The organism is Haladaptatus sp. DYF46, assembly GCF_021083305.1.
Lineage (GTDB): Archaea > Halobacteriota > Halobacteria > Halobacteriales > Haladaptataceae > Haladaptatus.
Map to the genome: position 1 here is coordinate 612,960 of NZ_JAJFAY010000001.1, position 21,555 is coordinate 634,514.

Below are 21,555 nucleotides of genomic sequence, written 5' to 3' on the forward strand. Positions count from 1 at the left end.
CCGGCCTAAAAGGTGCCGAGGCTGGCCTGTAAGCTACGGTCGGTCGCGCCGCGTTCGAGTTCGTAGCCGACGAGATCGCGCATGTCGGTGGCGTAGGTCGTCCCGCCGCGTTCGAGGACGAGGACGCGGCCTTGCGTCCCGAGGACGGTTCCGCTGGCGAGGGTTTCGTGGACGGGTGCCGACGCCAGTTCGAATCCGTAATCGAACTCGAAGGTATCGAGCGGGTCGAACCGGGACAGTGCGTCCTGCCACGCCGCGTCGTCCACGGGTTGGTCGAGCGTTCGAATCTTGGTCGGGACGCGAACGCGGTCGGTGAACGTCTCCGCGATTTCCGCCTCCAGTTCGCGGGCGATTCGGCCGTTTTTCACGGTGTTGAGGTGTGCGGCGCGGTCGGCACCCTGCTCCCGAAGTCGGGTGTGAAGTCGCCAGTCGCGCGTGACGCCGACCTTGAACGTCCGCGGCGCGAATGCCGCGAGGTAGATGGCGTGGTCCTCGTGGCAGTCCATCTCGTCCTTGAGACACGTGCCGGTACAGCGGGCGCACACCCACGTATGGGTGTGGACGTCGCAGTACGGTGCGTCGGGACGAGGGCACGCGATGTGCGTCGACCCGTCGAACGTTCCCGCACAGTGTCTGTCGCCGAGCGTGTATTCGAGTTCGTCGCCGCGTCGAAGCGTCTCGCGCGAGACGGAAGCGCCATCGTCCACCAGCAGCGCTGGTCGTTCCTCCGCTCCTGCACCGGTCTCGTACCCGACGATTTGCACGGCTATAGTTGGGTATTGCCGGGTAAAAGTCGTGTCGTTCGGAGGGACGGGTCGGCGTGTTCGGATTTCGATCAGTCAAATGTGCGTATCGATTTTCGTTTTAAATAGTCGATGTAAGTGTGAGAAAAGCTTTACTACGATTCCAACGTTGTTCAACACTGTGTCGAACGATAACACGGACGACGGCGGGGAAGACGTTATCGAAGTGAACGTCGGATACGACGGCGGAGACGGGAAGAAAGCGGCGTTGGAAGCCGCGGTAGACGTCGTTCGAGAGTTCGCATCACTTGACGTTGTTACGGTTCGAATCCCACAGGCGAGGAGGGAAGAACTCGACGGGCATCCGGGGATACGGTACGTCGAGAAGAACGGGCGCTCCGGGGCGTAACGGGACGGGATAGTGAAAATTACACGGAGAGTGTAGCTGTTCCCGCGCGCTATTTTCATTCATTGTGAAAAAGATATTTTAACACTACGTATAACAGTACACATTAGCGGATAGGGATGACGACGGCATAGTTCGGTGGGGTGAGTCCGGAAGCGCCATCACAGCTTACGAACAGCATCCTCGTGACAGATTTCTGTTCTTTGTTCCCCATAATAAATTAATTACTGATTGAATACTATTCATATAAGCCCGGATAGATAATTTTTTAACCTAGTATTGGTATCTAACAATCGGTATGGCAAGGAAAGCCAATGGCGTATCACGACGAAATATTCTCAAACTAACCGGCGGTTCACTGGCAACGGCCAGTGCCACCGGTCTGGCCTCGGCGGCACCGACGGACAAAGTGGAGGTGAACGTCGGATTCAACAGCGCACGTGGTCGTGCGATGACTCGGAGCAGTGCGGACGACGTCGTCCGCGAGTTCAACTCCATCGATGCGATGACGATTCGCGTTCCGAAGCGTGCGGCGACGGCACTGGAAAAGAACCCGAACATCCGCTACGTGGAGGAGAACGGGACGATGGAAGCGCTCGCCCAGACGACGCCGTGGGGCGTCGACCGCGTGGATGCCGACGTCGCACACGACAACGGTGACACGGGTGCGGGTGCCGACATCGCCATCATCGACACGGGCATCGACGACGACCACCCGGACCTGCAGTCGAACGTCGGCGCAGGAAAATCGTTCGTCTCTTGCGGGAGCGGCGGGTTCACCGGGAACTGTCTCTTCTACGGCAACGACAACTCCTGCAACGATTCGTGGTCCGACGACAACAACCACGGCACCCACTGCGCCGGTATCGCGAACGGCGTGGACAACGATCAGGGCGTCGTCGGCGTCTCGACGCAAGCGACGCTCCACGCGGTAAAGGTTCTCGACTGCGCCGGCAGCGGAACGTTCTCCGACATCGCGGCCGGCGTCGAATACGTCGCCGACCAAGGCTGGGACGTCGCCAGCATGAGCCTCGGCGGGTCATCCGGTTCGCAGGCGCTTCACGACGCGATTCAGTACGCCTACGACGCGGGCGTCGTCCTCGTGGCGGCGGCGGGGAACGACGGCCAGTGTACCGACTGCGTCGGCTACCCGGCGGCGTACGAGGAGACCGTTACGGTCGCGTCCTCGAACAGCGACGACGAGCAGTCCTCGTTCTCCAGTCAGGGTCCCGAGGTCAACATCATCGCACCCGGTACGGACATCTATTCGACCGTTCCCGGTGGCTACGACACCTACTCCGGCACGTCGATGGCGACGCCGCACGTCGCCGGTGCCGCCGGTCAACTCATCGCGCAGGGCTACTCGGCCCGCGACGCGGAGAGCCGACTCCTCGATACGGCCGAGGACCTCGGCCTCCCGAGCAACGAACAGGGCAGCGGCCTCCTCGACGTCGCCGCGGCGCTCGGCCTCGACTCCAGCGACAACTGAGAAATCGACGTCGAACGAGGTGCAGACGACGGTACATTCGCCTTTTTCAACGCCACACGGAGAGATGCTCCCGATCTTGTTCCGACGTGAACCAATATAATTTTAAGATATAACTAGAAAATATTATACAGGGGTATTTTCTATATATGGTGATGGCGAAAGAAATGCGGAATACGACGCGACGAAGCGTGTTGAAAACGACCGGCGCATCCATCGTCGGGGTCGGTGCGAGCGGCGTCGCCGCCGGAACGGGCGAACTCCGGGAAGTGAACGTCGGATTCGAAAACCACGTCGGTCGGCGGATGGCTCTCGAATCGGCGAACCACGTGGTTCGGGAGTTTTCGGGAATCGACGCGGCGACGATTCGCGTACCGGCGGCGGCGATTCCCGCGCTCGAATCCGCGGCCGGAGTGGCATACGTCGAGGAGAACGGAAGGATGCGCGCACTCCTTCAGGACGTTCCCCACGGTATCGACCGCATCGATGCCGACGTGGCGATAGAACACGGCGACACGGGCACTGGCGCGGACGTGGCCGTCGTCGATACCGGCATCGACGCCGACCACCCCGACCTGCAGGCGAACCTCGGAACCGGGAAGGCGGTCGTCGGCAGTTCGTGGAGCGACGACAACGGTCACGGTACGCACGTCGCCGGCATCATCGGGGCGGTGAACGACACGCGAGGCGTCGTCGGCGTCGCTCCCGAAGCGACGCTTCACGCCGTGAAAGTGTTGAACGGCTACGGGTCGGGGTCCTACTCCGACATCGCGGCCGGTATCGAGTGGGCGGCCGACCAAGGTTGCGACGTCATCAACCTGAGCCTCGGCGGGTCGTCTCGCTCCTCGACGGTCGACGCCGCGGTCCAATACGCGTACAACAACGGTTGTCTCCTCGTTGGTGCAGCGGGCGGTTCCGGGCCGTGCGGAGAAGACGGCTGTGTCGGCTATCCGGCCTCCGCGTCTGAAGTCATCGCGGTCAGTGCGACGAACGAAAACGACGGCCTTGCCAGTTTTTCGAGTACGGGCCCCGAAATCGAACTCGCCGCACCCGGCGTGGAAGTCGAATCGACGTACTGGGACGACACGTACGAGACGCTCTCCGGGACGTCGATGGCCACCGCACACGTTTCCGGCGCGGCAGCGCAGGTGATGGCCGCGGGATATTCGAACACGAGCGGACGCCAACGGCTGCGAGACACCGCGGAAGACCTCGGCTTGGCCGTCGACGAACAGGGGTACGGCCTCGTCGACGCGGCTGCGGCGCTCGGTCTCGATTCCAGCGACAACTGAGAAGTACGGACGCCGACGATTTATCCACCCTATAGGGACATATTATTATTTAATGCTAGTAAAAAAATTTAAGGTGTGCTGTGGTATTTTTCCACAAGCAATGCGACTCAACGAAAGTGGCGTGTCACGACGTAACGTACTCAAGGCAACCGGCGGAGCGACGGCGGGTCTCGCGGTCTCGGGACTGGCCTCGGCGGCACCGACGGACAAAGTGGAGGTGAACGTGGGGTTCAGCAGCGAGCGCGGCCGGGCGATGGCCCGTGACGCCGCCGAGGATGTGATTCGGGAGTTCGAGTTCGACGCGATGACGATGCGCGTCCGAAAGCGTGCGGCGACGGCGCTCGAAAAGAACCCGAACATCCGCTACGTGGAGGAGAACGGGACGATGCACGCGCTCGCCGAAGACCTCCCGTGGGGAATCGACCGCGTGGACGCCGAGGTGGCACATTCGAACGGCTACCTCGGCGCTGGGGCGGACGTGGCGATAATCGATACCGGTATCGACTCCGATCATCCCGACCTACAGGACTATCTCGGGGCGGGTGCGTATGCGGTTTCGTGTTCGTCCGGCGAGTGTCAACAGGGCTGGGACGACGACAACGGCCACGGCACCCACTGCGCCGGTATCGCGGCGGCGAACGACAACGCTCAGGGCGTCGTCGGCGTCGGCCCGAACATCACGCTTCACGCCGTGAAAGTCCTCAACTCGCAGGGAGGGGGGTCCATGTCCGACATCGCGGCGGGCGTCGAGTACGTCGCCGACCAAGGCTGGGACGTCGCCAGCATGAGCCTCGGCGGGTCGACCGGTTCGGCGACGCTCCGAGACGCGTGCCAGTACGCCGTGAACAACGGCGTGTTGGTCGTCGCCGCGGCGGGTAACTCGGGGCCGTGTACCGACTGCGTGGGCTACCCGGCGGCCTACCCCGAAGTCATGGCGGTCGGGTCGACGAACAGCTCCGACGGCCTCTCGTACTTCTCGAGCACCGGCCCGGAAGTCGAAATCGCCGCGCCCGGCAGCAGCATCTACTCCACCTATCCCGACGAGGCATACGACACGCACTCGGGGACGTCGATGGCCTGTCCGCACGTCGCGGGTGCCGCGGGACAGTTGATGGCACAAGGGTACTCGAACTCCGGTGCCCGTAGTCAGTTGACGAACACGGCGGAGGACATCGGTCTGGCGAGCAACGAGAGCGGGTCGGGTCTTCTCGACGTCGCCGCGGCGCTCGGTCTCAACTCCACCGACAACTGATCGCCACGGGCGGGGGACAACCTTTTCGAGACAGGACGGAGAAGGAAAAACAATGACGCTCGAAAGCGACGTGACGGCGACGACGGACGGCACGGTCGAGTTCGAACTGACGGTTCGAAACCCGGATACCGATTCGAGAAACGTGACGTTCAGGAGCGGACTCAAGGCGGATTTCGCCGTCCTCGAAGACGATGCCGAAATCTGGCGCGCGAGCGACGGGCGAATGTACACGCAGGCGCTGCAGTCCGAATCGTTCGACCCAGACGTGGGTAAGACATTCAAGGGAGCGTGGCCGGACCCGCGTCCGGGCCAGTACACCGTCGTCGCGACGCTCGAAATCGTGGAAGAGGACGTGGAAGCGAGAACGGATTTCAGCGTTTGATCGCTTTTCGAGTCAGTTCGCCAGTTCGTCGTACAACTGTTCGGCCGCTGCCCGAACCGCTTCGTCGCTGCTCTGGGTAGGGTTCCACCCGAGCGCTGACAGCTTTTCGATGGAGAGGCGCATCTTCGGGACGTCACCGGTCCACCCGCGGTCGCCGCCGGTGTACTCGTACTCGGGGTCGAGGTCCATCACGTCGGCCACGATGTCGGCGATGACGTTGACCGAGGTGGTCGTCCGCGTGCCGAGGTTGTAGGTGTTCAACTCGTCGTCCGCGTTCTCGACGATGTGGCACATCGCGTCGATACACTCATCCACGTGTAAGTAGGATTTTTCCTGTCGTCCGTCGCCGAGGATGGTCAACGACTCGGGGTCTTCGAGTAGTTTCTCGATGAAATCGGGGATGACGTTGCCCCGTTGGTGTGGTCCGACGATGTTGGCGAATCGATACATCCACACGTCGAAGTCATAGGAGTGGGCGTAGGTCGAGATGATGCCCTCGTCCGCGAGTTTGCTCGCACCGTAGATGCTGATGGGTTCGAGCGGCGCGTAATCTTCGGGTGTCGGCATCGGTGCCTCGCCGTACACAGTCGAGGACGACGTGAACGCGAAGTTCGTGACGCCCACCTCGTGCATTCGTTCGAGGATGTTGTACGTCATTTCGCCGTTCTCCTCGAACAGTCGACGCGGACGCGAGTAGTTCGTGTCCGTGTACGCCGCGAAGTGAAACACCATGTCGAGTTCGTCGGTGACGACGTCCGCTACGTCGCCCTCGTCGGTCATGTCCGCTTGGACGAACCGGACCCCGTCGGGAACACGCTCTCGGTTTCCCTTCGAGAGGTCGTCGACAACCGTTACCTCGTTCGATTCGGAGAGACGCTTAGCGAGGTGGGAACCGACCAAACCGGCACCGCCGGTTACGAGAACTCGTTTACCGGAGAGTTGCATGCACCAATCTGTGCGGGTTTCCGGCAAGTGTGTTCCGGTCCTCCTCAGGGAGAACGAAATTCGACCGAAAGGCGGTTAGTGAAACCTTTCTTTATTTTTCACCCATATCCAATAATACTTATGCGCTTCTATTGGCGTGTTTATCAGTATGCCAGCTGAGACGTACGGTCCGATAAGTTTGTTACCTGCACTGATAGCAATCGTGTTGACGCTCGTCTCACGACAAGCGTTGCTCTCGTTGTTCGCGGGTATCTGGCTCGGCGCAACGATTCTCGTCGGATGGAACCCGGTGGCCGGTGCCGCTCGAAGTTTGCAATTCGTGGTGACGAACGTCACCTCGACGTTCAACGTCAAACTCCTGTTGTTCACCTTCCTCATCGGCGCGATGCTGGGAATGATATTCCTCTCGGGCGGGATGGGGTCGGTGGCCGACGCCATCGTCAAGCGGGTGAAAACGAGCCGTCAGGCCCAACTCGGGACCTCGGTGCTCGGGATGCTCATCTTCTTCGACTCCTACGCCAGCACCATGATCTCCGGTTCGGTGATGCGCCCCGTGACCGACCGCTTCGATGTCAGCCGAGAGAAGTTGGCCTACATCCTCGATTCCACGACCGCTCCGACCGCGAGCATCGCGGTGGTCTCGACGTGGCTCGGCTACGAGGTCGGTCTCATCAAACAGCAGTTCGACGCGCTCGGAATCGACAGGAGTCCGTTCGTCGTATTCGTGCAGTCCATCCCGTTCCGCTTCTACAGCCTCTTCGCGCTGGTGTTGGTGTTCGTCATCGTCCTCACCGACTGGGACTTCGGTCCGATGCGGGCCGCCGAACGCCGCGCACGGAACACCGGGAAGGTCCTCGGTGACGACGCCAACCCGCTGATGGAGACGCAGGCGAGCGACATCGAGACGCCCGACAGCGTCGATCCGCGCTGGTGGTACTTCGTCTCACCCATCCTCGTTCTCATCGCCGTCACCGTGTTCAGCCTCTGGTTCACGGGCGGTGGAATGGTCGGTCGGTCGTTCAGCGACGCGCTGAAGAACGCCGACACCGCCAGCGCCATCCTCTGGGCGGCGTTCGCCGGGTGCGGGACCATCCTCGCCATCCTCGTCGGACACGCCCGCATCGAACTCGACGAGATAAGCGACTCGATATTCGAGGGATTCAAGATGGTGATGTTTCCCGTCGCCATCCTCTCGTTGGCGTGGAGCATCGGGTCCGTCAGCCAGAAACTGCAGGTCGGTGACTACGTCGTCAGCGTTTCGAGGGGACTGATCACACCCGAACTGCTGCCCGCGGTCATCTTCATCAGCGCCGCCATCATCAGCTTCTGCATCGGCACCTCGTGGGGAACGATGGGGATCCTGTTCCCCGTCGCCGTGCCGCTGGCCCACACGCTCGGTTCTCCCCTCGTGATGGCCATCGGTGCCATCCTGACGGGGTCGCTCTTCGGCGATCACTGTTCGCCCATCAGCGACACCACCGTCATGTCGAGCATGTTCGCCGCAAGCGACCACGTCGACCACGTCAACACACAGATACCGTACGCCGTACTGGCCGCCGTGATAGCGACCGCCGCCTTTCTCGTCAGCGGCTACACCGGCATTCCGGTGGGGGTCACGCTCGCCCTCGGCGTCGCGCTGTTGGTCGGAACGACCTACTTCCTCTCCGAGTTCGTCGGCGTAACCGACGAACTGGGCGTCGCACAGACGTTCGAGTGAGATTCGAAACCTCCTAACCCGCTCGAACACCAGTTTCGGCCATGCACGACGAACCGTCGGTCACGGTCGTTCGTCTCGGCCATCGACCCGGACGCGACGAACGGATGACCACACACGTCGGACTCACGGCCCGTGCGCTCGGCGCGGACCGCGTCGTCCTTCCCGACAACGCGGGCCAGTCACGGGAGACCATCCGCGACATCACCGACCGCTTCGGCGGCCCGTTCGAGGTCGAACTGTCCGGCAGTCAGAAGGCGCTCATCCGAAACTGGGAGGGAACCGTCGTCCACCTCACGATGTACGGCGAGCGCGTGCAGGACGTGGAAGGGGACGTTCGAGAGGCGCACGACGATGAACCGCTCCTCGTCGTCGTCGGCGCGGAGAAGGTCACGTTCGACGTGTACGAGGCGGCGGACTGGAACGTCGGCGTTACCAATCAACCCCACTCCGAGGTCGCCGGACTCGCCGTCTTCCTCGACCGGTTGTTCGACGGCCGGGAACTCGACAGGGGGTGGGAGGACGCCCAACAGCGCGTCATCCCCAAAGAGACCGGAAAGCAGGTGGAACCGGTCGAAGACGGGAAGTGATCGGTGACGATCCCCGGCGAGTCGCGCTCGCCGGATTCGAATCGTGCCCGGTTTCGACGCTCGGTCCCGTGACCACCCGGAACGACGAGCGGTGGTAGGAGGCGTGCGTTTCGGACGAGAACCGACCGTATTTTTCGAACGTTCGTGAGAAATTATATGCCCGCGGGCGACATACCGCGAACCGAATGGATTTCGCACCGAAGATCACCGTTCTCGCCGTTATTCTCGCGGTCGTCTCCGCCATTCTCGCGAATCGAGTGTTTCACAACCGACCGCTCTCGGTGCTCGTCCTGTTGGTCGTCGGGTTCTTCCTCCCGTTAGTCCTCGGCGAACGGTACAAACGGATGCGTAACTAGCCCGATTTTCCACAGCCGTCGTCGCTGTGCCCCACGAAACGCGGGCCTAACCCTCTCCTTCGTCGGCTTGCCAGCGAGCGTAGCACACGTTTCGGACGTGTTTCTCGGCAAGAACGTATAAGCGGCCGACCACCCGTTGTGTGGGTATGGTCGACGTCAGCGGACATTTGGCGATGGCGCTGTTGTTCGCCGCTCCCGCGTGGCTGCTGTGGGGACGGCGGGGAAGTCTCGCGTTCGCGGCGTTCACCCTCGTGACCGCGATGCTACCCGATACGGACCTCGTGCTTCGACACCTGATTCCGGCCGTTCACCACCACGGCGTGACGCACACGGTGTTGTTCGTCACCGTCGCCAGCGTCGCGGGCGGTGCACTCACGGCGAGCCTCCTCACCTCACGCTTCGAAGCGAGCCGGTGGGTGCGGAGCGACAGGATCGACGAGGAAACCGTGTTCGTGTTCGCCACCGCCGGATTCCTGATCGGCAGCATGAGCCACCTGTTCGCCGACCTCCTCTCGGCACCCGACATCGCCCCGCCGTTGTCGCCGCTCTGGCCGGTGTACACCGAGCCGATAATTATCGACGTCATCTACTACGATTCGCCGATATGGAACTTCGGCCTCTTCGGGGTCGCGCTCGCGGTTCACTTCGCGCTCTTCCGCTCCGAACGTTCGCCGATCGAGACGCGCTACAGAATCGGCGACACGTAGCGCCGCGGCGTCGTTCGGCACCGGCCGATGGAGTTCGGAGGACTCGTCCCGTTGGACGTGTTTACAAAAATTCTCGAGGCGTCATTTTTCGATTCTCTCGTACTAAAAACGATGTTGTGGGATGGGGGATTACGCCGACGAGTTGCCGCTGCTGGTCGTCGTTCCGCCACCATTTCCGCTCCCGATGCTGGTGCTCAGCAGGTTGAGTTCGCTGCTGAAGATGGACGCATCGCCGCTGAACTGCCGCGTGTCGCCTTGGCTCAGGGTCTGGCCACCTTGTTTGAACATGAAGGTGGTTATCTGGCCCTGTCCGCCGTTGCTCCCGCCGAGCAAGTAGCGGATGATGTAGCCGTTGTAGTTGTCCGGCTGGCTGATTTCCGGCACGTTGCCCCCACCGGGTCGTTCGAGGAGTCGAACCGTCGTGGCCGCTTCCAACGTGTTGACAACCCGGAACTCGACGCTCGGGTGGTAGTCGTAGGTGTAGACCAATACGTTGCTGCTCTGCGCCGAAGCGCTCCCTGCGCTCCCCAATCCCAGTGCGAGCGCACCCGTCGCGAGTGCGCCTTTCTTCATGAACGAGCGTCGGTCTTTCGATTCGACGTGTTCTTGTGTGTCACTTTCGGTCATTGCTACCTCGCCTCCGTTCTATGCCGGACTCGCTGATAAAGGGCATAGACGTTTCAGTTTCCCAATCATATCCTACCGACGGTTCATCCGGAACGTTCTACGTTACACCGGCGATATTGGCGATTACGAGGAGTTTCGAGGAGCCTGAACCACCTTTGTTCGGGTCGGCGGCCATGCGGACGCAGGACGGTTCCTTCCTGCGTCCGCGACCCTTCGGCGGGTGGACCGTTCCTCATCGGGGTGTCGCTTTCGCCTTCCGTCGGCGATCCTTCGGTACCGGTCCCTCTCGATGTCGAACCGAGACAACCACCGAGGCGGCCGCTGCCGGTGGCCGCGAGGGGCGACGGTGGGGGAGGGGGTTGGCCGGTCTACGGCATATCGAGCGAGGCACCGATGTACAGAGCGGTGACGAGGACGAGCCAAACGCCGTCCACGAAGTGCCAGTACATCGAGACGGTGCTTATCGAGGTCATTTTGTCCGCGGAATACTGGTTCAGGAACAGTCCGCGAACGAGGACGATGGTCAGCAACAGGACGCCGAGCGTGACGTGAAGACCGTGCAGTCCCGTCAGTCCGAAAAAGCCGCTCGCGAAGATACCGCTCGAAATCGTGTATCCCTTCTCGACGATGAAGTCGTGGTACTCGTACACCTGTCCCGCGAGGAACGTCGCCCCGAGGAGGACCGTGATGCCGAGCAGTCGAACGAACCGCTCGTGACGGTCCTGCTGAATCGCCCGGTGGGCGTAATGCATCGTCACGCTGCTCGTCACGAGGAGCACCGTGTTGATGACGAGAATCGGACTCAACAGTTCGGGAACCGTCCCCCGCGGCCACGGATGAGCGCGGACGTAGAAGTAGTAGGTAAACCCGCCGCCGAAGGTGCCGACTTCGGTCAGAAGGAACAGTACCATCGCCGTCCGGAGCGTCATGGTGTCGTGGCGGTCGGTTCCGCGGAACCAGTATCGGTAGATGAACCCCTGATACACCCAGCCGAAGAGTCCGGTCACGAACCCACCCATTCCGGCGAAAAAGAGTATCAAGCCGGGCCAGCGCGGGAGCAGTTGGTCGCTCCCGAACGTCAGCACGATGATGGACGCGCCGAGGTACATCGTTCCGACGCCCGATGCGCAGACGAACGGCCAGACGCTCATCTCCTCGACGTCGTAGGCCAGTCGAACACGCCCGGGTCCTCCTCCATCTTCTCTCGTTCCACGGACCGCGGACCGGTGCCGGTCGACTCGTCGGTCATCCGTCCACACCTCCCGCTGGAACCGGGTATCGGATGACAGGCATGGATTACGAACTCAACCTTCTGGGATATAACGTCGTTGCCCGTTCGGTGCGGTGATAACGGTAGTATGACCGGAGTAGCCAGCAGGACTAAGTAAAATCTCGTGATACGCGTATGCGGTGTGTTATTCAATGTGCCGTCGCACGATATGTCATAAGAAAACGGCCATAGCAGGCCCCAAACCGAGGCAGACATGAGTTCCGATCCGATTTGGGAGAGTTCACGAGACGAAGGTGGCCCCGACCTTCCGCTGAACGAGTACATCGACGCGGGGACGGCGAACGACCCCGACGTGGGGTCGACCGACCGCGCCGCCGTCACAGTCGATGGGGAGACGGTGTCGGTGGAGAAAGAAGCGACGCTCCTCGACGCGGTCGAACAGGTTGAGACGGACGGCTACGTTCCGGCGCTCTGTTCGTACGACGAGGACGAGCGAATCGGTCCCCGAAGCGAGTGCCGGACGTGCATGGTTGAAACCGAGGAACACGGTATCGTCCCGTCGTGTAGTTTCCCGGCGGAGGACGGGATGACGATCAGTACGGACGCCGAGGAGGCCGCGAACGCTCGGGACGTGAACTTGGACCTCCTCCTCTCGGACCACAACCTCAGGTGTACGACCTGCGGGAAGAACGGTCGCTGTGACCTACAGGACGTCTCCATCGAAAACGACGTGGTGGAACCGCGATACGGCGTGTTCGACGACCGGGACGAGTACGAACCCATCGACGAGTCCTCGCCGTTCATCCAGATAGACCGCAACAAGTGCATCCTCTGCAACCGTTGCGTGGAGGCCTGCAACGACGTCCAAGTCGAGGGGGTCCTGCGTATGGAAGGCAACGCGGGCGAGACGCGTATCGGCTTCCAGAACGGCGCGGAGACGATGATGGAATCGACCTGCGTCTCCTGCGGTCACTGCGCGACGGTGTGTCCGACCGGGGCGCTCGTCGAACAGAACATGACCGACATCGCCACGATTCCGGTGCCCGGATTCAACCAACACAACAGCATCGGCAAGGCGATCGGCGAGGACTACGAGCATCAACCTCGGCAGATGACGCCGATGAAAGAGCACCGAAAAGGTCGCAAAGGGGGTGCCGAATCCGACGATGACTGACGAAACACCGGGAACGAAGGGTTCGGAGGACGGCAGCGAGAAGGAGGGGGTTGCGGGGTTCATGCAGCGGGCGAAGAAGCAGGCCCAAACCGCGGGCGAGAAAGTCGGGGAGAGCAACGCGTTCGAACCCGTCGAACACGTCGCCGAAAGTTTCGCCGCGAACACCATGTCCGAGGGCCGCCTGTTCGACATGGCGGACGCCTTGAGCGATTACCGACTCAGCGAGGTTGACGTCACCGACACGACGTGTGGCTACTGTGCGGTCGGGTGCCGGTTCGACATCTACTCGAAGGACGGCGAAATCCTCGGCGTGCGACCCAACCCCGAGAAAGCACCGATAAACGGCATCTCGACGTGTGTAAAGGGGAAGTTCGGCTACAAGTACGCGGACAGCGACGACAGGCTTACGCAACCGCTCATCAAGGAGGACGGCGAATTCAGGGAAGCGTCGTGGGACGAAGCACTCGACCGAGTCGCGGAGGGTCTCTCCGAAATCAAAGACGAACACGGTCCGAGCGGATTGGGACTGGTCTCTTCGTCCAAGACGACGAACGAGGCGAACTACCTGATGCAGAAGTTCGCCCGGCAGGCCCTCCGGACGAACAACATCGACAACTGCAACCGGCTTTGTCACTCCCCGACCGTCTCGGGACTGTCCCAAACGGTCGGCTTCGGTGCCGGTTCGGTCGGCACCGACGCCCTCGAAAACACGGACTGTTATCTCATCACGGGGTCGAACACCACGGAGGCCCACCCCGTACTGGCGACCCGCATCAAACAGAACGTCAAGGACAACGACGCGGACATGTTCGTCTTCGACCCGCGGAAGGTTCAGATCGCGCAGTTCGCCACGCAATATTCCCGAATCGAACCGGGATACGACACGGTGTGGATAAACGGGCTGATCCACCACATCCTCGAAAACGACCTGCACGACGAGGAGTTCATCGAGGAACGGACCGTCGGGTTCGAGGACGTAAAGGAGTGTGTCAAGGACTTCACGCCCGAGTTCGTCGAGGAGAAGACGGGCGTCCCGCCCGAAGAAATCAAGCACGCAGCGGAGACCATCGCTGAGGCGGATTCGTGTACGTTCTGCTGGACGCTGGGCCTGACCGAACACAGCCACGGAACGGAGAACATCATCTCGATGGCGAACCTCGCGCTCGTGACCGGTCACGTCGGAACCGAAAAATCCGGTCTGGCGCCGTTCCGCGGCCAGAACAACGTGCAAGGCGGCGGCGGCGACATGGGGCCGGTTCCCGGGAACTTCCCCGGCTATCAGAAGGTGACGAACGACGACGCGCGCGAGAAGTTCGAGGAGGCCTACGGCGTGGACCACCTCCCGGACGAGGAGGGGCACACCATCACCGAACAGTTCCTCGCCGCCGACCGCGGCGAGATTCGGGGCATGTTCATTCAAGGCGAGAACGTGGTGTACTCCGAACCGAACGTCAGCCACGCCGAGGAAATCGTCGACGAGTTGGAGTTCCTCGCGGTCCAAGACATCTTCCTCACCGAATCCGCGAAGTACGCCGACGTCGTCCTGCCCGCGAACGCCCCCGTCGAGACGAACGGGACGTTCACGAGTTCGACGCGCCACGTCCAACTCGTCAAGCGTGCCATCGACCCGCCCGGAGAGGCGAAACCCGACTGGGTCATCACGCAGGAACTCGCAAAGCGGTTCGGCTACGACTGGGGCTTCCGAAACCCGAGCGAGATAATGGACGAGATCAACGACCTCACGCCGATTTACGGCGGCATCACCCACGAGCGCCTCGAAACCGAGGGGAGCATCCCGTGGCCGTGTTGGGACGAGGACCACCCGGGGACGCCTCACCTCTACGAGGAGGAGTTCAACACGGACGACGGGAAGGCCCACATGTTCCCGACCACCGCCTCCGGACCGGTCGAAGCCGACATGGACGACGAGGACTTCCCGCTGGTGATGACGACCGGTCGCGTCCTCTACCAGTATCACACGGGGACGATGACCAACCGGGAACCCGGCATCCGCTCGTACACGGACGAGTTGTTCGTCGAAATCCATCCCGACACCGCCGAGGAACTCGGCATCATCGACGAACAGGAGGTCGAAATCACGTCCCGGAAGAACTCGATCACGGCCATCGCACAGATCACCGAGCGACCGGGGCGGGAGGACGTCTTCGTTCCGATGCACTACTTGGGAGGGGACGTCGCCAACAAACTCACGGACGAGGAACACCTCGACCCGCAGGCGCACGTTCCCGAGTACAAAGTCACGGACGTTCGGGTGTCCCCCGCCGGGGACGGCGAACGGAGCGAGGAACAGAAAGTCGCCGCAGACGACGACTGAGCGAAATCCCATCACAATTTAGCACCATGCCAGACAATCCAACCGCGACCGACCACGAGTGTCAGTTCTGTCACGAATCGTTCGACACGGAGGACGAACTCCGCGACCACATCAGCGAACAACACATGGGATCGGTATGAACCGTTCGTACACCGTCAAGCGGCTCCTCGGCATCGACGACGGTCTCGTCGGCGTCCAAAACGACCGCGAACACGACGTGCACGAGTGTACCGTCTGCGGGGCGCAGTTCGAGACGATGAGCATCACCTGCCCGGAGTGTGGAAGCCACCTCTTCCGGACGAAAACGGTCGTTCCAAACGCGTTGTTCACCCTACTCGTCATCATGGCGCTCGCCGGATTGGGCGTCGCATATAACGTCCTCGAAGGTGACGTTCCAAAGGGATGAGCCGGAGAGAAGCGGCGGACGACCCCGTCGAAAGCGTTTGTCCACGCTGTTCGGTGGGCTGCCGGCTTCGGTACAGCGAGCGACGCGACGGAGCGGTCGGGTGTGACGGCGCGCCCGTCAACACCGAGGGACGGCTCTGTCGAAACGGAATTCAGGCGTTCGACGGGTTGGACGCCGAAAATCGCCTGACCAAACCGTTGATTCGAGAGGACGGCGACCTCGTGGCCGCGACGTGGGACGAAGCGTTCTCCCGCATCGACGACGAGTTCGAGCGAATCCTCGACCGACACGGATCGGACGCGCTCTCGTTTCTCGGCGCGCCGCGCTGTACCAACGAGGAGAACTACCTCCTCCAGAAACTCGCGCGCGTCCTCGGAACGAACAACGTCGATAACCGCGCCCGGATCTGTCACGGGTCGGTCGTCAGGGCGATGGTCGAGCGCTTGGGTTCGCCGGGGATGACGAACACGCTTTCCGACCTTCCCGAGGCGGACGCCTTCTTCGTCGTCGGTGCAGACCCGGCCAAACGCCAGCCCATCGCCTTCAACTCGTACGTTCGCCCGGCGGTCAACGACGGCGCGACGCTGATTCAGATCGATCCGGGGGAGAACGAGACCACGCGACTCGCCGACGTCCACGTCGCGCCGAACCCCGGCACCGACGCGCTGTTCGTGAGGGCCGTCGTCGCCGAACTCCTCGACATGGAACTGATCGACGGGACGTTCGTGGCCGAACGGACGGCGGATTTCGATGCGTTCGCGGAATCGCTCGAAGGCCTTTCCGCCGAGGCGTGTGCCGACCGAACCGGCGTCGATGCCGAAACGGTTCGCGGCGTCGCCGAAGCGTTCGGCCGCGCCGACCGCGCCGCCATCATCGCCGGGACGGGGGCCGAGGAGGACGACCATCGGGGAACAGCGACGGCGGACGCGCTCATCGACCTCCTCCTCGTGACGGGGAACATCGGCAAACGGGGAACCGGGATGAACCTCCTCCGCGGCCTCACCAACGAACAGGGGGCGAACGACGTCGGCTGTCGTCCGTCGACGCTTCCGGGCTTTCGTCCCGTTTCGGACCCCGACGCGCGCGCAACCGTCGCCGAGGAGTGGGGAATCGACCCACCATCGAGCCCCGGCCTCTCGGAACTCGACGCAGTTCGCGCGTTCGGCGACTCGATTCACGGCGCGTACGTCATCGGCGAGAACCCCGCCGTGAGCAAGCGGGAGACGCAGGCCGTCGCCCGGTCGCTCGAAGCGCTCGACTTCCTGCTCGTTCAGGAGGCGTTCCCGACCGAAACGGTCGAACACGCCGACGTGGTGCTTCCCGTGAGCCTGTGGGCCGAAAAGAACGGCACGGTGACGAACCTCGACCGGCAGGTCCAGCGAATGCGTCCGATAACGACGCCGCCGGACGGGGTCCGACACGACCACGATATCCTCGTGGAAATCGGTCGCCGCCTCACCGACGCTCGATTCGAGTACGACCGGCCGAGCGACGTCTTCGACGAACTCACGCGCGTCAACCCGCTGTACGCGGGGATGTCGTACGACGGAATCGGCCACGGCAGTCAGCGCTGGCCGTTTCCCGCGGGTGCGGAGAAGGGAACCGAAATTCTGCACACGGAGCGGTTTCGAACCGGTCGGAAACGAACCGCGTTCGAACCGGTCGATGGCTTTTGGCGGCGTGAACGGTCGCCCGAGGCCGAGTGATGGCAGTTGCGGAGTGGACCACCAAGTGATCGGCCTATCGTTTCCGACTCGTCCGATTCTATTTCAAACCGACTTATATGAGATAACGAATGGGCGGTCGTTACGCTCTCAGGACAGATATCGCCGACCGCTCGATAGGACGAATCCGAGCATCGATAGCCACCAGATTACGACACCGACGGTGCGGAGAGCGCCGAGGCTCGCAACACCGTTGAACAGTAGTGTTGCGAAGTCGTCCGACAGAAGCAGGGAGACGGCAATAAAGGCAAAAATAGCAGTGATGAAAACCACCCTGTCTTTGTCTTTCGGTTCGTACCGCAACAGCGTGTATCCGGTGATTGAACTACTGAACACAGCAAAAACGATCCAACCGACCGTCGAAGTACCCCATTCCATAATCGTTGCTTTTTCAATCAGGTATTCTATCATTTTAAAACTGCCGCGCGATATCAGTGCAATCAAATTCGTTTGTGACTCGCCTCAGATAAGACAGCAATAAACGCCGACGACAAATTCGTCTTATGCGCGTTCTTCCGTTCGCCACTCCTCGCGGAGCAGGCCGTACTGAACGATGCCGCGGTGTTTCCCATCGATGAACATGAACTTGCGTCGGCGGCCTTCCTCGGTAAAACCGAGCGATTCCAGTAAGCCGCGGGACGCGTCGTTGAACGCGAAGGCTCCGGCACCGATGGCCGGGGCGTCGTACGTCCGAAACGCGTAGTCGATGACCAGCGAGACGGCCGCTTTGCCGTAGCCGTTTCCGTGTTCCTCGGGAATCAGCCAGTAGACGAGTTCGGGACGCTTCCACGCCGCGTCCTCCACGCTGACGCACCCGATTCGCCGCACGTCTTCCTCCTCCGGGGAACCCGGACCGGCATCGTCCCCGTCGAGGCAGACGAGAAAGCGGTCCGCGTTTTCCTCTTTCAGATATTCCTCGACGTCCCTACGGGTCCTGAGTGGTTTTCCCATCGGGTAGCGGATTTCCGGGTTCGTCGCCTCGCGCTGGACGAACGAGACGTCTTCCTCTTCCACAGTCCTGAGCGTGATTCGTTCGTCGCCGTCGATGCGTGCGCCGGGCATTGGACCACTGTTTCGGAAGCCCCGTAATATGTTTTCCGTGATGAATTTTCGCGGCGGACGAATCCGGACGGCCGACGTTCGCCGCTCGTCCGTTCCGAAATAGCGGACGATTTTCGCTCCTGAAGTTGTCGTACGCTAAAGTTGTCGTACGACAACCGAATTCGTATCTCGGTTCCGACCGGAGTATCGACCACAGTGAGCGAAACCGTTCCTCCCTCCGAAGCCATGCTGCGATGGTGGACGAACCTCGAAAACGACTGGCAGGCGGTCTGTCTCGGACTGTTACTCCTGCTCGCCGTCTCGCTCGGCGTCTCGATTCCGTGGTGACGATGCGACGGACGCTCGTTCCGGGACTCGCGGTCCTCCTCGGGGTTGGCCTCCTCGCTCGACTCGTCGCGTCGACCGCGGGACTCAACTACCTCATCGTGACGATACTCCTCGGGTTGCTCATCGGGAACGCCTACGGGGTTCCGGACTGGGCGCGTCCCGGCGTCGAGACCCACAAGGTCTGGCTCGAAGCCGGAATCGTCGTCATGGGCGCGAGCGTCGCCTTGGACCGCGTTATCGCCGCCGGGCCGACGATCCTGCTCCTCGTCGTCGCGACGGTCACGATGACGATTCTGGTGGTCGAACTCCTCGCTCGTGTCGTCTTCTCGATCCACGAGGAGACCGGGTCCCTGTTGGCCGCCGGGTCGGGTATCTGTGGCGTGTCCGCCGTCGTCGCCATCGCCGAGAGCATCGACGTGGACGAGACGCACGTCGCGTACGCCGCGGCGACGGTCCTTCTCTTCGACTCGACCACCCTCTTCGTCTACCCGCTCGTGGGTCACGCGTTGGGACTTTCGAACACCGTCTTCGGGATTTGGGCCGGACTGACCATGTTCAGCACCGGACCCGTGACCGCCGCCGGGTTCACGTTCTCCAAGACCGCCGGGGAGTGGGCACTTCTCGTGAAGCTCACCCGAAACTCGATGATCGGACTCGCCGCCATCGCCTACGCCGTGTACTACGCCCGCCGTTCCGGCGAACCGCCACGAAACGCTGGAGCCGACAAAATCGTCGAAACCGACGGAGGCGATGGAACCACTACGGAAGCGCCCGGCGATTGGCGGTTCCTCTGGAGCACGTTTCCGAAGTTCGTTCTCGGATTTCTGGCCGTCCTCCTCGTCGCCAACCTCGGCCTCCTCTCGGAGGCACAGAGAATCTCCCTGTCGAACGCCTCCGACTGGGCGTTCCTCCTCGCGTTCGCCGGGTTGGGTCTGGAGACGCGACTCGACGAACTCCGTTCGACGGGATACAAACCGATCCTCGTCGTCCTCCTCGCCCTCCTCGTCGTGGCCACGACGATGCTGGTGGTCGTACAGGCGCTGTTCTGAACCCGGCCTTCCAATGGCAGTCTTTTTGCCCGAGGGCCGACCTCATCGGGGTGAATGCGGGAGTTCACGTTTGCCATCGAATACGAGGAGGGGGCGGACCCCATCACGGACGTCTTCATCGACCACCCGTCCGCCGTCGCCCACTCGCTCGATGGGTTCGTGACCGAAGACAGGTTCTGGCGAATCGAGCGCGTTTCCGGCCCCCAGTCCGCCCTCGACCGCATCGAGTCGGTCCGCTTCGACGATTCGTGTTGCGGCGAGTCGATAACCGGGCGAAACTGCGATGCCACCCGTTACCACGACGTCCTCGAACGGTCCTCGAACGAACTCGTCCTCTACACCTATCTGACGGACATTCGAGGCTGTGAATCGGTCCACACGCTCGCGGGAAAACACCTCCCGGCGGGGTTGATATTCGAAACCCGCCGTCGGGAATCCGCCCACTGGTGGCGCGTCCTGATGCGCTCGGACGAGCACGTCGGCGTGTTCTACGACGACCTCGGGGCGCGACTCGGGACCGGCCTCACGTTTCGGATGGGACACCTCCGCGACGCGAGCGGGTGGCGACAGGACTCGATAGCGACCGTCGCCATGCCGGAAGAACAGGAGGCGGCGCTCCGCGCGTCCATCGAAGCGGGCTACTACGAGACGCCGCGCGAAGCGACGCTGGACGAAATCGCCGCTGACCTCGACGTTCCGCGATCGACGCTCTCCTATCGGCTTCGACAGGCCGAGGCCCAACTCGCTCGCCGTTACGTCGGTGGAAACGAGGGCAACCGATGGCTCGAATGAACGGTCGGGGACGGCATGGGATTAATGCGGTTCCCACCACAACGTAGCACGATGACCAACGAAACCACCGACGCGCTGGTTTCCGTCGGCTGGGTGGTCGACCGGCTCGACGAGTTTCGACGCGACGACCCCTCGTTTCGGCTCTTGGAGGTCGATATCGACCCGAGCAACTACGACGACGGCCACGTTCCGGGTGCGACGAAAGTGGACTGGAAGACCGAACTACAGGACTCCACGACGTTCGACGTGCCGACGAAGGGAGACTTCGAGGCGTTGCTCGGCGGGCACGGCATCGACGAAGATACCACCGTCGTCCTCTACGGGGACATGATGAACTGGTTCGCCGCCTACGCCTATTGGCTTCTCACGTACTACGGGCACGACGACGTGCGATTGCTGAACGGGGGGCGCGAAAGCTGGTTGGGTCGCGACGTGCCTGTGACGGACGAGGTACCGCAGTTCACGGACCGGTCGTACGACGCGGCGGAGCCTGACGCGAGCATCCGCGCCGACCAACCGGACGTGCTGGACGCGATACCGAAAGACGCAGCGCTCATCGACGTTCGAACGCCGGAGGAGTACCGCGGTGAAATCCTCGCGCCACCCGGATGGAACGAAGGGGTCCAACGCGGCGGCCACATCCCCGGCGCGGTCAACATCCCGTGGAGCCAAGTCGTCGATGACGAGGGTCGTTTCAGATCCGAAGCTGAGCTCAGAACCATCTACGAGGGGGATGGCATCGACGGAACCGAGGAAGTGATCACCTACTGCCGTATCGGGGAGCGCTCCGCCCTGACGTGGTTCGTCCTCCACGAACTGCTCGGCTACGACGCCGTGCGCAACTACTACGGGTCGTGGGTCGAGTGGGGCAACACGGTCGGTGCGCCGATAGAGAAGGGCCAACGAGCGGAAATTCGACAGCAATAGCTCCGGGAGAACCGTCGCTTTTCGCTCG

23 protein-coding genes are annotated in these 21,555 nt (G+C 62.1%); 17 read left to right on the forward strand and 6 right to left on the reverse strand.

Annotation, left to right across the window (positions count from 1 at the left end; genetic code table 11):
- Positions 1-5 precede the first annotated feature (5 nt).
- A complete protein-coding gene (locus LJF34_RS03475; protein ID WP_231183237.1) occupies positions 6-764 on the reverse strand; it encodes a DUF2797 domain-containing protein in 759 nt (252 codons plus the stop codon).
- A 160-nt stretch (positions 765-924) separates the two neighbouring features.
- On the opposite strand from LJF34_RS03475, the gene LJF34_RS03480 reads away from it, so the two are divergent.
- The 5 genes from LJF34_RS03480 (at position 925) to LJF34_RS03500 (ending at position 5,561) form a co-directional block, all read left to right on the forward strand.
- Entirely contained in the window at positions 925-1,152 is a 228-nt protein-coding gene (locus LJF34_RS03480) for a hypothetical protein (protein WP_231183238.1), read from the forward strand.
- 295 nt (positions 1,153-1,447) lie between these two features.
- On the forward strand, positions 1,448-2,638 hold the full coding sequence (locus LJF34_RS03485) for a S8 family peptidase (protein ID WP_231183239.1): 1,191 nt from the start codon (positions 1,448-1,450) through the stop codon (positions 2,636-2,638).
- Between the two features lie 152 nt (positions 2,639-2,790).
- Positions 2,791-3,927, forward strand: a complete 1,137-nt coding sequence (locus tag LJF34_RS03490; RefSeq protein ID WP_231183240.1) for a S8 family peptidase — start codon at positions 2,791-2,793, stop codon at positions 3,925-3,927.
- 100 nt (positions 3,928-4,027) lie between these two features.
- Positions 4,028-5,179, forward strand: a complete 1,152-nt coding sequence (locus LJF34_RS03495; RefSeq protein ID WP_231183241.1) for a S8 family peptidase — start codon at positions 4,028-4,030, stop codon at positions 5,177-5,179.
- A 52-nt stretch (positions 5,180-5,231) separates the two neighbouring features.
- Positions 5,232-5,561, forward strand: a complete 330-nt coding sequence (locus LJF34_RS03500; protein WP_231183242.1) for a BsuPI-related putative proteinase inhibitor — start codon at positions 5,232-5,234, stop codon at positions 5,559-5,561.
- A 12-nt stretch (positions 5,562-5,573) separates the two neighbouring features.
- Here LJF34_RS03500 and LJF34_RS03505 read toward each other — a convergent pair whose 3' ends face one another.
- The gene (locus LJF34_RS03505) at positions 5,574-6,506 is read right to left on the reverse strand and encodes an NAD-dependent epimerase/dehydratase family protein (RefSeq protein ID WP_231183244.1); all 933 of its coding nucleotides are present in this window, start codon (positions 6,504-6,506) and stop codon (positions 5,574-5,576) included.
- Between the two features lie 148 nt (positions 6,507-6,654).
- Between LJF34_RS03505 and LJF34_RS03510 the strand changes: the two genes are divergently transcribed.
- The 4 genes from LJF34_RS03510 (at position 6,655) to LJF34_RS03525 (ending at position 9,873) form a co-directional block, all read left to right on the forward strand.
- Positions 6,655-8,223: a Na+/H+ antiporter NhaC family protein gene (locus tag LJF34_RS03510; RefSeq protein WP_231183246.1), complete on the forward strand. Its 1,569-nt coding sequence runs from the start codon at positions 6,655-6,657 to the stop codon at positions 8,221-8,223.
- A gap of 41 nt (positions 8,224-8,264) precedes the next feature.
- Positions 8,265-8,810 carry a tRNA (cytidine(56)-2'-O)-methyltransferase gene (locus LJF34_RS03515; RefSeq protein ID WP_231183248.1) on the forward strand — a complete coding sequence of 182 codons (546 nt, stop codon included), beginning with the start codon at positions 8,265-8,267 and terminating at the stop codon, positions 8,808-8,810.
- A 185-nt stretch (positions 8,811-8,995) separates the two neighbouring features.
- Positions 8,996-9,166 (forward strand): hypothetical protein, encoded by a 171-nt coding sequence (locus LJF34_RS03520; protein ID WP_231183250.1) that lies wholly within the window; start codon positions 8,996-8,998, stop codon positions 9,164-9,166.
- Between the two features lie 146 nt (positions 9,167-9,312).
- Entirely contained in the window at positions 9,313-9,873 is a 561-nt protein-coding gene (locus tag LJF34_RS03525) for a metal-dependent hydrolase (RefSeq protein WP_231183252.1), read from the forward strand.
- Positions 9,874-10,002: 129 nt separating this feature from the next.
- Here LJF34_RS03525 and LJF34_RS03530 read toward each other — a convergent pair whose 3' ends face one another.
- A complete protein-coding gene (locus tag LJF34_RS03530; RefSeq protein ID WP_231183254.1) occupies positions 10,003-10,500 on the reverse strand; it encodes a twin-arginine translocation signal domain-containing protein in 498 nt (165 codons plus the stop codon).
- Positions 10,501-10,868: 368 nt separating this feature from the next.
- On the reverse strand, positions 10,869-11,651 hold the full coding sequence (locus tag LJF34_RS03535) for a heme-copper oxidase subunit III (RefSeq protein WP_231183256.1): 783 nt from the start codon (positions 11,649-11,651) through the stop codon (positions 10,869-10,871).
- 333 nt (positions 11,652-11,984) lie between these two features.
- Here LJF34_RS03535 and LJF34_RS03540 point away from each other — a divergent pair, with 333 nt between their 5' ends.
- The 4 genes from LJF34_RS03540 (at position 11,985) to LJF34_RS03555 (ending at position 17,352) form a co-directional block, all read left to right on the forward strand.
- Positions 11,985-12,905: a 2Fe-2S iron-sulfur cluster-binding protein gene (locus tag LJF34_RS03540; protein ID WP_231183258.1), complete on the forward strand. Its 921-nt coding sequence runs from the start codon at positions 11,985-11,987 to the stop codon at positions 12,903-12,905.
- Positions 12,898-15,240, forward strand: a complete 2,343-nt coding sequence (gene fdhF, locus LJF34_RS03545; RefSeq protein ID WP_231183259.1) for a formate dehydrogenase subunit alpha — start codon at positions 12,898-12,900, stop codon at positions 15,238-15,240. Before LJF34_RS03540 ends, fdhF begins: the two co-directional genes overlap by 8 nt.
- A 136-nt stretch (positions 15,241-15,376) precedes the next feature.
- Positions 15,377-15,646, forward strand: coding sequence for a hypothetical protein (locus tag LJF34_RS03550; RefSeq protein WP_231183260.1), 270 nt, complete (start codon positions 15,377-15,379; stop codon positions 15,644-15,646).
- The gene (locus tag LJF34_RS03555; RefSeq protein WP_231183261.1) at positions 15,643-17,352 is read left to right on the forward strand and encodes a molybdopterin-dependent oxidoreductase; all 1,710 of its coding nucleotides are present in this window, start codon (positions 15,643-15,645) and stop codon (positions 17,350-17,352) included. The genes LJF34_RS03550 and LJF34_RS03555 overlap by 4 nt, the downstream gene beginning before the upstream one ends.
- Positions 17,353-17,460: 108 nt before the next feature.
- On the opposite strand, the gene LJF34_RS03560 is transcribed toward LJF34_RS03555, so the two are convergent.
- Both LJF34_RS03560 and LJF34_RS03565 read right to left on the reverse strand, forming a co-directional pair.
- On the reverse strand, positions 17,461-17,781 hold the full coding sequence (locus LJF34_RS03560) for a hypothetical protein (protein ID WP_231183262.1): 321 nt from the start codon (positions 17,779-17,781) through the stop codon (positions 17,461-17,463).
- Positions 17,782-17,871: 90 nt separating this feature from the next.
- Positions 17,872-18,432, reverse strand: a complete 561-nt coding sequence (locus LJF34_RS03565; protein WP_231183263.1) for a GNAT family protein — start codon at positions 18,430-18,432, stop codon at positions 17,872-17,874.
- A gap of 195 nt (positions 18,433-18,627) precedes the next feature.
- Here LJF34_RS03565 and LJF34_RS28850 point away from each other — a divergent pair, with 195 nt between their 5' ends.
- The 4 genes from LJF34_RS28850 to LJF34_RS03580 are packed head-to-tail and all read left to right on the forward strand — an operon-like array spanning position 18,628 to position 21,527.
- Positions 18,628-18,759, forward strand: a complete 132-nt coding sequence (locus tag LJF34_RS28850; RefSeq protein ID WP_255665633.1) for a hypothetical protein — start codon at positions 18,628-18,630, stop codon at positions 18,757-18,759.
- The gene (locus tag LJF34_RS03570) at positions 18,753-19,808 is read left to right on the forward strand and encodes a putative sulfate exporter family transporter (RefSeq protein ID WP_231183264.1); all 1,056 of its coding nucleotides are present in this window, start codon (positions 18,753-18,755) and stop codon (positions 19,806-19,808) included. The genes LJF34_RS28850 and LJF34_RS03570 overlap by 7 nt, the downstream gene beginning before the upstream one ends.
- A 54-nt stretch (positions 19,809-19,862) precedes the next feature.
- A complete protein-coding gene (locus tag LJF34_RS03575; protein ID WP_231183265.1) occupies positions 19,863-20,600 on the forward strand; it encodes a helix-turn-helix domain-containing protein in 738 nt (245 codons plus the stop codon).
- Between the two features lie 51 nt (positions 20,601-20,651).
- The gene (locus tag LJF34_RS03580; RefSeq protein ID WP_231183266.1) at positions 20,652-21,527 is read left to right on the forward strand and encodes a sulfurtransferase; all 876 of its coding nucleotides are present in this window, start codon (positions 20,652-20,654) and stop codon (positions 21,525-21,527) included.
- Positions 21,528-21,555: the final 28 nt, after the last annotated feature.